At 55.5% G+C, this 14641-nt stretch carries 9 protein-coding genes; 2 read left to right on the top strand and 7 right to left on the bottom strand.

Annotation, left to right across the window (positions count from 1 at the left end; genetic code table 11):
• Positions 1–10 precede the first annotated feature (10 nt).
• The 6 genes from AX755_RS20055 to ubiG all read right to left on the bottom strand — a co-directional run bounded on the left by AX755_RS20055 (position 11) and on the right by ubiG (position 8126).
• Positions 11–1567 (bottom strand): GMC family oxidoreductase, encoded by a 1557-nt coding sequence (locus tag AX755_RS20055; RefSeq protein ID WP_062857311.1) that lies wholly within the window; start codon positions 1565–1567, stop codon positions 11–13.
• Positions 1461–3152, bottom strand: coding sequence for a GMC family oxidoreductase (locus tag AX755_RS20050; protein ID WP_062857310.1), 1692 nt, complete (start codon positions 3150–3152; stop codon positions 1461–1463). Before AX755_RS20050 ends, AX755_RS20055 begins: the two co-directional genes overlap by 107 nt.
• Before the next feature lie 119 nt (positions 3153–3271).
• Complete coding sequence (gene yfaE / locus AX755_RS20045; RefSeq protein ID WP_013098013.1) at positions 3272–3526, bottom strand: class I ribonucleotide reductase maintenance protein YfaE; 255 nt, start codon at positions 3524–3526, stop codon at positions 3272–3274.
• Positions 3526–4656: a class Ia ribonucleoside-diphosphate reductase subunit beta gene (nrdB, locus tag AX755_RS20040; RefSeq protein WP_062857309.1), complete on the bottom strand. Its 1131-nt coding sequence runs from the start codon at positions 4654–4656 to the stop codon at positions 3526–3528. Before nrdB ends, yfaE begins: the two co-directional genes overlap by 1 nt.
• A gap of 107 nt (positions 4657–4763) precedes the next feature.
• Complete coding sequence (gene nrdA, locus AX755_RS20035; protein WP_020690664.1) at positions 4764–7049, bottom strand: class 1a ribonucleoside-diphosphate reductase subunit alpha; 2286 nt, start codon at positions 7047–7049, stop codon at positions 4764–4766.
• Between the two features lie 348 nt (positions 7050–7397).
• Positions 7398–8126, bottom strand: coding sequence for a bifunctional 2-polyprenyl-6-hydroxyphenol methylase/3-demethylubiquinol 3-O-methyltransferase UbiG (gene ubiG, locus AX755_RS20030; RefSeq protein WP_020690665.1), 729 nt, complete (start codon positions 8124–8126; stop codon positions 7398–7400).
• A 146-nt stretch (positions 8127–8272) separates the two neighbouring features.
• On the opposite strand from ubiG, the gene gyrA reads away from it, so the two are divergent.
• Together gyrA and rcsC are read left to right on the top strand one after the other, a co-directional pair.
• A complete protein-coding gene (gyrA, locus tag AX755_RS20025; RefSeq protein WP_013098009.1) occupies positions 8273–10909 on the top strand; it encodes a DNA topoisomerase (ATP-hydrolyzing) subunit A in 2637 nt (878 codons plus the stop codon).
• Positions 10910–11044: 135 nt separating this feature from the next.
• Positions 11045–13891, top strand: a complete 2847-nt coding sequence (gene rcsC / locus AX755_RS20020; protein ID WP_048972308.1) for a two-component system sensor histidine kinase RcsC — start codon at positions 11045–11047, stop codon at positions 13889–13891.
• A gap of 88 nt (positions 13892–13979) precedes the next feature.
• Here rcsC and rcsB read toward each other — a convergent pair whose 3' ends face one another.
• The gene (gene rcsB, locus AX755_RS20015; RefSeq protein WP_003859405.1) at positions 13980–14630 is read right to left on the bottom strand and encodes a response regulator transcription factor RcsB; all 651 of its coding nucleotides are present in this window, start codon (positions 14628–14630) and stop codon (positions 13980–13982) included.
• Positions 14631–14641: the final 11 nt, after the last annotated feature.

The raw sequence follows: 14641 nt of genomic DNA, 5'->3' as shown, positions 1-14641 counted from the left end.
ATTCGGTTTACTATGCGCCGTTCAGGGAGCCGGAAAAACGGCTGGCGAGATATTCTGCCGCCATGATCACATCCGGGTTAGTCGCCTGAGAGGGAACGTCCGGGAACAGCGAGGCATCGACGACAAACAGCCCGTTAATGCCGAAGACGTTGCCGCACGCGTCCACGACTGCTGCCGGATCGCTTTCTTTACCCATCGGTGCTGTCGCGCTGAGGTGTAGATTGCTTTTCACCGTCGCACGCTGCTCCTCAGCTATCTGCTGGTCTGTTTTGGCGAGTTTACCGCCTTTAACTGCCGGGACTTCGCCAGTAACCAGTGCCTGCAATGGACCTTCCTGCACCAGTGCCCGGGACAACTTCACCGCTTCGACCATCCGCATGACGTCGCGCTCGTCGCCCAGCAGATTGAGATCGATGCTGGGGGCGAGCAGCGGATTGCGGCTCGTCAGTGTCAGGCGCCCACGGGCACAGGGGCGAGCCACGGTGAAAAAGAGCTGGAAACCCGCCCCGTGTGGAAACAGTCCCGGATCGACGAAGTGGTTATTGCTGATATACAGATCCAGTTCGTCGGCTGCGGCCAGCGAAGATTGCGTCCAGAGCGTTGCACCTATTGGGGGATAGCTGGCATGTTCTGCAGAGGTCGCCAGCATGATCCCGTTCACGGGTTGTTCCTGCAAATTGCGGCCAACGGGGAGATCCTGTTTTAGCGGGATTTCCAGACGGCGTAAATCGTCAGCAGGACCAATGCCGGAGCGTAACAGAATGGCTGGCGTACCGGCCGCACCGGCACAAAGGAACACGCAGTCGGCAGCGATCCGTGTCCCATCCGCAAGCTGTATGCCGTTCACCCGCGAATTGTCTATCAGCGCTTTATCCACAACCGTCATGCCGACAATTGACAGATTCTTGCGCGCCCGAACCTCCGCCGTCAGGTAGACCATGCCAGTGTTTTGCCGGATGCCGTTGACAACATTCAGTGGATAGATGGCGACGCCGTGTTGTTGTTCGCCGTTAATATCGTCAATGGCGGCAAAGCCGTGAGCGCGACAGGCGTGATAAAACGCCTGACTTGCCGGACTGAGTGTCTCCAGCGCAGGTAATCGCACCGGAACGGGACCGTGGCGGCCATGCCAGCGATCGTCGCCATAGTCGGCATTTTCAAGCCGTTTGAACCACGGTAAGACCTTATCAAACGACCAGTCGCTCAGGCCGCGCTTTACCCAGCGGTCAAAATCGAATTTAGGGGCGCGAACAAACGCGCCTGCGTTGATCGTGGAGCCGCCACCGAGCACTTTGGCCCGCAGATGACCAGAGGTATGATCGGTTCCCGTCGCCGCGCCGTGTTCCCAGACGTAATCACCGCCGCCAACAGAGTGACTTTGCGTCAGTTCGTCCGGCCAGCCATCGGGGGCAAAGACGGGGCCGCCCTCCAGCAGCAATACCTGGCAGTCAGGGTTCTCGCTAAGACGTGCGGCGAGAACCGCACCCGCTGAACCACCGCCTGCGACTATGACGTCGTACGATTGTTTCATTATTCTGGCGCTGTTTTCCGGCTTGATGGATACCATTTTTCCTCTCCTCATGAATATCGTTACGCAGCGCATCAGCCAGTTTTTCTGCCATCATGATGATGGTCGGATTGAGGTTGATGAGCGGGATTTCGGGCAAGATCGATGCGTCTATGACCCGTAAGTCATGCAGACCATAGAGGCACCCGTTTTCATCCACCACGGCACAGGGGTCATCAGGGGGCCCCATCGGTGCGGTGGAGCAGGGATGCTGGAGGGTGCTAACCCCCTGCGCCAGAGCCTGGCGAATGTCAGATTCATCATCCCCGACCGAGGCTCCCGGGCTGATTTCGTACTCAATGAGCTGGCGCAGCGGCGGCATATCCGCCAGCAGGCGTGCCAGACGAAAACACTCGACCATCCGGCGCATGTCATCTTCTGTCGTCAGGTGATTAAGCGCTATTTCCGGTGCATCGTGAGGGTCACGGCTCTTCAGGCGGATGTAGCCTGTGGAGCTGCAATGCATGAGTTCCAGCCCGAGGGAGAAGGCGACGCCGGTTGGGCTGATGTCTGCAGGTAACAGATGCGAAGGGGAAATGGCAATGTCCATTTCGCGGGCTGATTTGGCAAAGCTTGAATTCGTCCAGATCTGGGCGGCGACAACCGGATGCTCGTGGCCCTTAAGTTCGGCTTTTCCGGCGAAGTTGATCCAGTAGAAGGCGTGATCCCGCAGACGCTCACCCACCGGGGCCTCTTTCACGACGGGGATAGACAGCGATTCCAGATGGTGGCGTGGGCCGATGCCTGAGCGCAGCAATATCGCGGCGGAACCATAGGCGCCGGCGCTGAGGATTGTCTGGCGGGCAAAGCACTGTTTCCCGTCGGCAAGCTGCACGCCTTTGACCCGGTTCCCCTCAACGATCAGCTTGTCCGTGAGCGCCCCATACACGATGGTCAGGTTCGGGCGCTGGCGCACCTTGCGGGTAAGCCATGCCATTCCGGTATTCACCCGAACGCCGTTAATGATATTCATCGGATTGGGCCCGGCGCCGTTGTTGGCTTCTGGGTGGTTAAAGTCTTCAACCCGCGCAAAACCCAGCTGCCACGCCGCTTCCAGGGTGGCCCGCTGAACTGGGGTGATCTCCTCTAACGTCATCTGATGGATCGGAAGTGGACCTTCACGACCATGATATTTATCCTCACCCAAAGGGTAGGTTTCCATCTTTTTGTAGTAGGGCAGCACATCCTCATATTTCCAGCCCTTGAGCCCTTTTGCCGTGATGCGTTCGAAATCCCAGGGGAGCGCCCGGCAGGCGACGGCGGCGTTAATGGCTGAACTTCCGCCGAGGGTTTTGCCGCGCGGAGTATAGACGGGATCGGGCTGGCTGACCGGGTTGGCGTAATAGCCCCATTCATATCGCTGATCGCCATTCGCCGCGATAATATTGCCGCTGTAAAGCAGTTCCGGATAGCCATCGGGATCAAAAGACGGACCATATTCCAGCAGCAGAACACGTGTCTGCTCATCTTCGCTAAGACGTGCTGCCAGCACTGCCCCGGCAGAGCCCGCGCCAACGATAATAATATCGTAGGGCATCTGCTCAGGGGATGTGGTCATGAACTGTTCTAAGGATAAAACGGACATTGCTGATGGCCTCCTCAGGTGGATATACCGTTAGAGTAAGCGGCATGAGGAGGGGTGAACAGGTGAGGAAAGGCGAATCACGGGTTCGTAAATCACGAACCCGAAAGGAGGGGTTGGCGCTATATTTCTATTTCAATATCACCTTTTGCCCGGCAGCAGCAGGGCAAAATTTCCCCTTCATTGATAAAGGCCAGCGGTTCGGTCAGCCAGTCCACCTGGCCGGTGACCAGGCGGCAGCGGCAGGAGCCGCAATAGCCTTCACGACACTGATACTCTACCGTCACCTGATTCGCCTCAAGGGCTGCCAGCAGGGAAGGGTGCTCTTCCTGGCACAGCACTTCTGTGCCCGAAAGACTCAGCGTTACGCGCGTCATCAGAGCTGGAAATTGCTCAGGTCGTCAGTGTTGACTTCAGAATCAATCTGACCGACCAGGTAAGAACTGACTTCCACTTCTTGTGGCGCCACCTGCACGTTATCGGACACCAGCCAGGTGTTGATCCACGGGATCGGGTTGGAACGCGTCTGGAATGGCAGATCGAGACCGACCGCCTGCATACGGATGTTGGTGATGTACTCAACGTACTGGCACAGAATGTCTTTGTTCAGGCCAATCATGGAGCCGTCGCGGAACAGGTAGTCTGCCCACTCTTTCTCCTGCTGTGCGGCCAGCACGAACAGGTCGTAGCACTCCTGCTTGCACTCTTCAGCGATTTCCGCCATCTCCGGGTCGTCTGTGCCGCTGCGCAACAGGTTCAGCATGTGCTGGGTACCAGTCAGGTGCAGGGCTTCGTCACGGGCGATCAGACGGATGATTTTGGCGTTACCTTCCATCAGCTTGCGCTCGGCAAACGCAAAGGAGCAGGCAAAGCTCACGTAGAAGCGGATGGCTTCCAGGGCGTTAACGCTCATCAGGCACAGGTACAGCTGCTTTTTCAGCGCGCGCAGGTTCACGGTGACGGTTTTGCCGTTCACGTTGTGGGTCCCTTCGCCCAGCAGGTGCCAGTAGCTGGTCATCTCGATCAGCTTGTCGTAGTAGTGGGCAATCCCTTCCGCGCGTTTCTGAATCTGCTCGTTGGTGACGATATCGTCAAACACCACCGCCGGATCGTTAACGATATTGCGGATAATGTGGGTGTAAGAGCGGGAGTGGATCGTCTCCGAGAACGCCCAGGTTTCCACCCAGGTTTCCAGTTCCGGAATGGAGATCAGCGGCAGCAGGGCAACGTTCGGGCTGCGGCCCTGAATGGAGTCCAGCAGCGTCTGGTACTTCAGGTTGCTGATGAAAATGTGTTTTTCATGCTCCGGTAACGCCTGGAAATCGATACGATCGCGGGAAACGTCAACTTCTTCCGGACGCCAGAAGAAGGAGAGTTGCTTTTCAATCAGCTTTTCGAAGATGTCATATTTTTGCTGATCGTAGCGTGCCACATTGACCGGCTGGCCGAAGAACATCGGCTCTTTGAGCTGGTCGTTTTTCGTCTGTGAAAAGGTGGTATATGCCATGAGTGTGTCCTGTGGTGTTATTTTCCCCTCATCCCGGCCCTCTCCCACAGGGAGAGGGGGAAAGAGTTCCCTCTCTCTGTGGGAGAGGGTTAGGATGAGGGGATTTATTAGATCTTACATGCGCCGCTTTCGCAGCCATCATCCTGAATTGACGGTGCCAGATCGTCCTGCGCGTCTTCTGCACCATCACGGGTGTTGTGATAATACAGAGTTTTCACGCCAAATTTGTAGGCGGTGAGCAGGTCTTTCAGCAGTTGCTGCATTGGCACTTTACCAGACGGGAAACGCGTCGGGTCGTAGTTGGTATTGGCAGAGATCGACTGATCGATGAATTTCTGCATGATACCCACCAGCTGCAGATAGCCGTCATTGTTTGGCATTTCCCACAGCAGCTCGTAGTTGTCTTTCAGCAGCTCGTAATCCGGCACCACCTGGCGCAGGATACCGTCTTTCGACGCTTTAATGCTGACGTGACCGCGCGGCGGCTCGATACCGTTGGTGGCGTTAGAGATCTGCGAAGAGGTCTCAGACGGCATCAGGGCAGAGAGCGTGGAGTTGCGCAGGCCGTGAGTCTTAATGGACTCACGCAGTGCTTCCCAGTCCAGATGCAGCGGCGCGTTTGCAATCGCATCCAGGTCTTTCTTGTAGGTGTCGATTGGCAGAATGCCTTTCGCATAGGTGGTTTCGTTAAACCACGGGCATGCGCCTTGCTCTTTCGCCAGCTCGTTAGACGCTTTCAGCAGGTAATACTGGATCGCTTCGAACGTTTCGTGGGTCAGGTTGTTCGCGCTGCCGTCGGAGTAACGCTTACCGTGTTTCGCCAGCCAGTAGGCGAAGTTGATGACGCCGATACCCAGCGTACGACGGCCCATTGCGCCGCGTTTCGCCGCCGGGATTGGGTAATCCTGGTAGTCCAGCAGGGCGTCGAGCGCACGGACGGCCAGCACTGCCAGCTCTTCCAGTTCGTCCAGGCTCTTAATCGCGCCCAGGTTGAACGCAGACAGCGTACACAGCGCGATTTCGCCGTTTTCGTCGTTCACGTCTTCCAGCGGTTTGGTCGGCAGGGCGATCTCCAGGCACAGGTTAGACTGGCGCACTGGCGCAACAACCGGATCAAACGGGCTGTGGGTGTTGCAGTGGTCAACGTTCTGGATGTAGATACGGCCGGTAGAGGCACGTTCCTGCATCATCAGGGAGAACAGATCGACCGCCTTCACGCGCTGTTTACGGATGCTGTCGTCTTTTTCGTATTTTGTGTACAGACGTTCAAACTCGTCCTGATCGGCGAAGAACGCGTCATACAGACCCGGGACATCGGACGGGCTGAACAGGGTAATGTCTTCACCTTTCAGCAGACGGGTGTACATCAGTTTGTTGATCTGTACGCCGTAGTCCATGTGACGCACGCGGTTACCTTCAACACCACGGTTGTTTTTCAGTACCAGCAGGCTTTCGACTTCCAGGTGCCACATTGGGTAGAACAGGGTTGCCGCACCACCGCGCACGCCGCCCTGAGAGCAGGATTTTACTGCGGTCTGGAAGTGCTTGTAGAACGGGATACAACCGGTATGGAAGGCTTCACCGCCGCGAATTGGGCTGCCCAGGGCGCGAATGCGACCGGCGTTGATACCGATACCGGCACGCTGGGAGACGTATTTGACAATCGCGCTGGAGGTCGCGTTGATGGAATCCAGGCTGTCACCGCACTCGATCAGTACGCAGGAGCTGAACTGACGGGTTGGGGTACGCACGCCAGACATAATCGGCGTCGGCAGAGAAATCTTGAACGTAGAGACCGCATCATAGAAACGCTTAACGTATTCCAGACGGGTGTCACGCGGGTAGTTAGAGAACAGGCAGGCGGCTACAAGAATATAGAGGAACTGGGCGCTCTCGTAGATTTCGCCCGTGACACGGTTCTGGACCAGGTATTTGCCTTCGAGCTGTTTCACCGCTGCGTAGGAGAAGTTCATATCACGCCAGTGATCGATAAACCCGTTCATCTGCTCGAACTCTTCTTCCGTATAGTCTTCCAGCAGATGCGTGTCGTATTTACCCAGCTCAACCATTTTCACCACGTGGTCGTAAAGCGCAGGCGGCTCGAACTGGCCGTAGGCTTTTTTACGCAGGTGGAAAATCGCCAGACGTGCAGCGAGGTACTGATAATCCGGCGCTTCGCGGGAGATCAGATCCGCCGCCGCTTTGATGATGGTTTCGTGGATATCAGACGTTTTGATGCCGTCGTAGAACTGAATATGGGAACGCAGTTCAACCTGGGAGATAGATACGTTGTTCAGGCCTTCTGCTGCCCAGTCGAGAACTCGATGGATTTTGTCCAGATTGATACGCTCGGTAGTACCGTCGCGCTTTGTCACCAGCAGACTCTGATTCATGTGGGTTTTACCTGTCCGTGAAATAAAAAAATATCCCCCGTTTATCCACAGATCCGCCTTGTGACTAACTCTGTGGATAAATACTACATATAGGGGGTTTGCGATAAGAGAAACGCTATATGGTGAGTATTCTAGTAAGGATTCTTTTCAGTACAAGGGTTGATTTTGACGTTAAATTGAGGTTGTGAAAGGGTAAAAAAGGCTAAGTCCTCATGCTGTAAGGCCTGGAAGAGATGTCAATAATTAAGAAAAAAAATTCAAAATTTGATCGAGTGCTGATTTCTTCAACGGGAGGTCAGAATTGCGCAACATGATGTCGCGCAATCTTTATAAGAATAATGGATGACGTTAGTCGTTTTTGGCGGTGGTGTGCAACATATAGTTAACATCCACGCCCGGGGCGAGTTTGAATTTATCGGTCAGCGGATTGTAGTGCAGACCGGTGATGTGCTGCTCCTTGAGCCACGTCTGGTCAACCCAGCCCAGTAACTCGGCAGGCTTGATGAATTTCTTCACGTCGTGTGTACCTTTGGGCACCATGCGCAGTACATACTCTGCGCCGACGACGGCCATCAGCCAGGCTTTGCCGTTACGGTTGATGGTGGAGAAGAAGACCTGGCCGCCCGGTTTCACCAGTTTTGCGCAGGCGTTGACGACGGACTGCGGGTCGGGAACGTGCTCCAGCATCTCCATGCAGGTAACCACGTCGTACTGGTGCGCATGTTTTGCCGCGTGTTCCTCAACGGTTTCCTGTACGTACTCCACCTGAATCCCGGACTCCAGCGCATGCAGACGGGCAACCTGCAACGGTTCAAAACCCATATCCAGGCCGGTGACGGTGGCCCCTTCGCGCGCCATGCTCTCTGCCAGGATGCCGCCGCCGCAACCGACATCGAGCACTTTTTTACCGAACAGACCGCCGGAACGCTCCGCGATATAGCCCAGACGCAGCGGGTTGATGCGATGCAGAGGTTTGAACTCACCTTCGAGATCCCACCAGCGGGACGCCACCGCTTCAAATTTGGCAATCTCTTCGTGGTCTACGTTGTGAGCCACCGGGGATTTTTCGGCATTCATGGGCGCTTTTACTCCTTATTTAGCAAGACGAATGAGTATATCAGGCAATCCCTGTGAATAAAGCGTATAGGTTTACCTGTATCACCGCGGCTGTGTTATAATTTGCGACCTTTGAATCCGGGATACAGTAGAGGGATAGCGGTTAGATGAGCGACCTTGCGAGAGAAATTACACCGGTTAACATCGAGGAAGAGCTGAAGAGCTCCTATCTGGACTATGCGATGTCGGTCATTGTTGGCCGTGCGCTGCCGGACGTCCGCGATGGCCTGAAGCCGGTACACCGTCGCGTACTATACGCCATGAACGTATTGGGCAATGACTGGAATAAAGCCTACAAAAAATCTGCCCGTGTCGTTGGTGACGTAATCGGTAAATACCATCCCCATGGTGATTCCGCGGTGTACGACACCATCGTTCGTATGGCGCAGCCTTTCTCGCTGCGTTACATGCTGGTAGATGGTCAGGGTAACTTTGGTTCTATCGACGGCGACTCCGCCGCGGCAATGCGTTATACGGAAATCCGTCTGGCGAAAATTGCCCATGAGCTGATGGCCGACCTGGAAAAAGAGACGGTTGATTTCGTTGATAACTACGATGGCACGGAAAAAATTCCTGACGTCATGCCAACGAAGATCCCTAACCTGCTGGTGAACGGTTCGTCCGGTATCGCCGTAGGGATGGCGACCAACATTCCGCCGCACAACATCACCGAAGTGATCAACGGCTGCCTGGCCTATATCGACGATGAAGACATCAGCATTGAAGGGCTGATGGAACACATCCCGGGCCCGGACTTCCCGACGGCGGCCATCATCAACGGTCGTCGTGGTATTGAAGAAGCGTACCGCACCGGTCGCGGCAAGATTTATATCCGTGCCCGCGCCGAAGTGGAAGCAGATGCCAAAACCGGCCGTGAAACCATCATTGTTCACGAGATCCCGTATCAGGTGAACAAAGCGCGACTGATTGAAAAAATCGCCGAGCTGGTAAAAGAAAAACGTGTTGAAGGCATCAGCGCGCTGCGTGACGAGTCTGATAAAGACGGTATGCGCATCGTGATTGAAATCAAACGTGACGCGGTGGGCGAGGTTGTGCTGAACAACCTGTACTCCCAGACTCAGCTGCAGGTCTCCTTCGGTATCAACATGGTTGCACTGCACCATGGTCAGCCGAAGATCATGAACCTGAAAGAGATCCTGAGCGCGTTTGTCCGTCACCGCCGCGAAGTGGTGACCCGTCGTACCATTTTCGAACTGCGTAAAGCGCGTGACCGTGCCCACATCCTTGAGGCACTGGCTGTGGCGCTGGCCAACATCGACCCGATCATCGAGCTGATCCGTCGCGCGCCAACCCCGGCGGAAGCGAAAACCGCGCTGATTTCCCGTCCGTGGGATCTTGGCAACGTTGCGGCAATGCTGGAGCGTGCCGGTGATGACGCCGCGCGTCCTGAGTGGCTGGAACCTGAATTCGGCGTGCGTGATGGTCAGTACTACCTGACTGAACAGCAGGCCCAGGCGATTCTGGATCTGCGTCTGCAGAAACTGACCGGCCTTGAGCATGAAAAACTGCTCGACGAATATAAAGAGCTGCTGGAGCAGATCGCTGAACTGCTGCACATCCTGGGCAGCGCAGAGCGCCTGATGGAAGTGATCCGCGAAGAGCTGGAGCTGATCCGCGATCAGTTCGGCGATGAGCGTCGCACCGAAATCACCGCCAACTCCGCAGATATCAACATCGAAGACCTGATCAACCAGGAAGACGTTGTTGTGACCCTGTCTCACCAGGGCTACGTGAAGTATCAGCCGTTAACTGACTACGAAGCACAGCGTCGTGGTGGTAAAGGCAAATCTGCGGCACGTATTAAAGAAGAAGACTTTATTGACCGTCTGCTGGTGGCGAACACCCATGACACTATCCTCTGCTTCTCCAGCCGGGGGCGTCTGTACTGGATGAAGGTCTACCAGTTGCCGGAAGCGAGCCGTGGTGCACGTGGTCGTCCGATCGTTAACCTGCTGCCGCTGGAAGCGAACGAACGTATCACTGCCATTCTGCCGGTACGCGAGTACGAAGAGGGCGTGAACGTCTTTATGGCGACCGCCAGCGGTACCGTGAAGAAAACCGCGCTGACCGAGTTCAGCCGTCCACGTTCTGCCGGTATCATCGCGGTGAACCTGAACGAAGGCGATGAGCTGATTGGCGTCGATCTGACTTCAGGCAAAGATGAAGTCATGCTCTTCTCCGCAGCCGGTAAAGTGGTGCGCTTCAAAGAAGACGCCGTCCGCGCAATGGGTCGTACCGCAACGGGCGTTCGCGGTATCAAACTGGCGGGCGAAGACAGCGTCGTTTCTCTGATTATTCCGCGCGGGGAAGGGGCTATCCTGACCGTGACGCAGAATGGTTACGGTAAACGTACCGCGGAAGGGGAATACCCAACCAAGTCGCGTGGCACGCAGGGCGTTATCTCTATCAAGGTGACCGAGCGCAACGGTTCCGTTGTGGGCGCGGTGCAGGTAGACGATGCCGACCAGATCATGATGATCACCGATGCCGGTACGCTGGTGCGTACCCGCGTGTCGGAGATTAGCGTGGTGGGTCGTAATACCCAGGGCGTTATCCTCATCCGTACGGCGGAAGATGAAAACGTGGTGGGGCTGCAACGTGTTGCTGAGCCAGTGGACGACGAAGAGCTCGACTCCATCGACGGTAGCGTCGCGGAAGGTGATGATGATATCGCACCGGAAGTGGACACCGACGATGATGCAGCGGATGACGCTGACGAGTAATGTCTCCTGACGCATAAAGGGCCGGATTCCGGCCCTTTTCTTTTGCAGATGCAGACAAGTCAACGTTGCGACAAGCCGCGTTTACCGCTACCTTAACCACATTCTTTTTGACCCCGACGGCGGAGCCTCGCCCCTTTGAAATACCTCGTCTCCTTTCGAACCACGCTGAAAGTCTCTCGCTATCTGTTTCGGGCGCTGGCGCTCTTGCTTTGGTTACTGGTGGCCTTGTCCTCGGTGTTTTACATCGTCAACGCGCTGCACCAGAAAGAAGCGGAGATCCGTCAGGAATTTAACCTAAGTTCCGATCAGGCCCAGCGCTATATTCAGCGCACCTCCGACGTGATGAAGGAGCTGAAGTACATTGCCGAAAATCGCCTGACGGCGGAAAACGGTATTCTTGCCATCCGCGGCCGTAATGACAAAACCGAAGTACCGGATTTCGAGCCGCTGTTCCCGGATTCCGACTGCTCCGCCATGAGCAATACCTGGCGCGGTTCCCTGGAATCGCTCTCCTGGTTTATGCGCTACTGGCGCGACAACTTCTCCGCCGCCTATGACCTGAACCGCGTGTTCCTGATTGGCAGCGAAAACCTCTGCATGGCCGACTTTGGCCTTCGCGATGTGCCCGTCGAACGTGATGACGCGCTGAAAAGCCTGCATGAACGCATTTTGAAATACCGCAATGCGCCGCAGGACGAGCGCGGGAATAACATCTTCTGGATAAGCCAGGGGCCGCGCATGGGTGTGGGCTATTTCTATGCGCTGACGCCGGTTTATCTGGGCAATCGCCTGCAGGCGCTGCTGGGCATTGAACAGACCATCCGCATGGAAAACTTCTTCACGCCGGGCAGCCTGCCGATGGGAGTGACCATTCTGGATGAGAACGGCCATCCCCTGATTTCACTCACCGGGCCGGATAATCGCCTGAACGTCGATCCGCACTGGATGCAGGAGCGCTCGTGGTTTGGCTATACCTCAGGATTCCGTGAGCTGGTGCTGAAGAAAAGCTTACCGCCATCGTCGTTGAGTATCGTCTATTCCCTGCCGGTGGATATGGTGCTTGAGCGGATCCGTATTCTTATCATGAATGCCATCCTGCTGAACGTGCTGGCCGGTGGCGCGCTGTTTACCCTGGCGCGGATGTATGAGCGGAAGATTTTTATCCCCGCTGAAAGCGATGCCCAGCGTCTGGAGGAACACGAGCAGTTTAACCGTAAGATTGTTGCCTCCGCACCGGTGGGGATCTGTATCCTGCGCACCCAGGACGGCACCAATATCCTCAGTAATGAACTGGCGCATAACTACCTGAACATGCTGACGCACGAGGACCGGCAAAGGCTGACGCAAATTATCTGTGGTCAGCAGGTGAATTTTGTCGACGTGCTGACCAGCACCCACACCAACTTACAGATAAGCTTCGTGCATTCGCGCTATCGCAATGAAAACGTGGCGATTTGCGTGCTGGTGGATGTCTCAGCACGTGTGAAGATGGAAGAGTCTTTGCAGGAGATGGCCCAGGCGGCAGAGCAGGCCAGCCAGTCGAAATCCATGTTCCTTGCCACCGTCAGTCACGAACTGCGTACGCCGCTGTACGGGATTATCGGCAACCTCGATCTGCTGCAAACCAAAGAGCTGCCGAAAGGCGTTGATCGCCTGGTGACGGCGATGAACAACTCCTCAAGCCTGCTGCTGAAAATCATCAGCGACATTCTCGATTTCTCGAAAATTGAGTCCGAGCAGCTGAAAATTGAACCGCGCGAGTTCTCTCCGCGCGAGGTGATGAACCACATCAGCGCCAACTATCTGCCGCTGGTGGTACGTAAACAGCTGGGTCTCTATTGCTTTATTGAGCCAGACGTACCGCTGACGCTGCATGGCGATCCTATGCGTCTGCAGCAGGTCATTTCGAACCTGCTCAGTAACGCCATAAAGTTCACCGACATCGGCTGTATCGTGTTGCATGTGTGCCGGGCAGGGGACTACCTGAGCATTCGCGTGCGGGATACCGGTGTTGGGATCCCGGCGAAGGAAGTGGTTCGTCTGTTTGACCCGTTCTTCCAGGTTGGTACCGGCGTGCAGCGTAACTTCCAGGGGACCGGACTGGGGCTGGCAATTTGTGAGAAGCTCGTCAGCATGATGGACGGCGATATCTCGGTGGATACCGAACCCGGTATGGGCAGCCAGTTCACCATTCGTATTCCGCTCTATTCTGCGCAGTATCCGGCGAAAACGACGGTTGACGGCCTGAGCGATAAGCGCTGCTGGCTGGCGGTGCACAACGCCTCGCTGAATGATTATCTGACGGCACTGCTGAACCACAGCGGCGTGCGGGTTTCCCGTTATGAAGGCCAGACGCCGGACGTGGACGATGTATTGATCACCGATGACACGCTGGCGCAACCGTGGCAGGGAAGGGGCGTGGTGATGTTCTGTCGTCGTCACATCGGTATTCCGGTTGAGCGTGCGCCGGGCGAGTGGGTTCACAGTGTGGCGACTCCACATGAGCTGTTGGGGCTGCTGGCGCGCATCTACAGCGTGGAGCTCGAAGAGAACGATGGCGCGGCGACCCTGCCGTCACCGGAATCGCTGGCGTCGGTGAACGACGATATGATGATTCTGGTCGTGGATGACCATCCGATTAACCGTCGCCTGCTGGCTGACCAGCTGGGCTCGCTGGGTTATCAATGTAAGACCGCTAATGACGGCGTGGATGCGCTGAATGTGCTCAGTAAAAACCATATTGATATCGTTCTCAGCGACGTGAATATGCCCAATATGGACGGCTATCGTCTGACGCAGCGTATCCGCCAGCTTGGTCTGACGTTGCCGGTGGTTGGCGTCACGGCGAATGCGCTGGCGGAAGAGAAACAGCGCTGCCTGGAGTCAGGAATGGACAGCTGTCTGTCGAAACCGGTTACGCTGGACGTATTAAAGCAGACATTGTCGATTTACGCGGATCGCGTGAGAAAAACGCGGACATAAAAAAGGCCCGTAAGGGCCTTTTACTTTTCACCCTCTCCCCGTGGGAGAGGGACGGAGTGAGGGCATCAGAACGCACACCCGTTCTGGATCAATCCTTATCCGTCGCGCTCAGCGTCACGGAGGAGAGATAGTTCAGCAGCGCGATATCGTTGTCCACGCCCAGTTTCATCATGGCTGATTTCTTCTGGCTACTGATGGTTTTAATACTGCGGTTCAGCTTCTTGGCAATCTCGGTCACGAGGAAACCTTCAGCGAACAGACGCAGAACTTCGCTCTCTTTTGGCGACAGGCGTTTGTCACCGTAGCCACCTGCACTGATTTTTTCCAGCAGACGAGAGACGCTCTCAGGGGTGAACTTTTTGCCTTTCTGCAGCGCAGCCAGCGCTTTAGGCAGGTCAGTTGGTGCGCCCTGTTTCAGTACAATCCCTTCGATATCCAGATCCAGCACGGCGCTCAGAATCGCCGGGTTGTTATTCATGGTCAGAACAATGATCGAGATGTCCGGGAAGTGACGTTTAATATATTTGATGAGCGTGATCCCATCACCGTATTTGTCTCCAGGCATGGAGAGATCGGTAATGAGCACGTGTGCATCAAGTTTTGGGAGGTTATTGATCAGTGCTGTAGAGTCTTCAAATTCACCGACTACATTCACCCACTCGATCTGTTCAAGTGATTTGCGAATACCGAACAGTACAATCGGATGGTCATCGGCAATAATTACGTTCATATTGTTCATGTATTAGGCTA

This window comes from Enterobacter sp. SENG-6 (assembly GCF_001605945.1).
Taxonomy (GTDB): Bacteria; Pseudomonadota; Gammaproteobacteria; order Enterobacterales; family Enterobacteriaceae; genus Enterobacter; species Enterobacter cloacae.
This window is presented reverse-complemented; position numbering and strand designations above follow the sequence as displayed.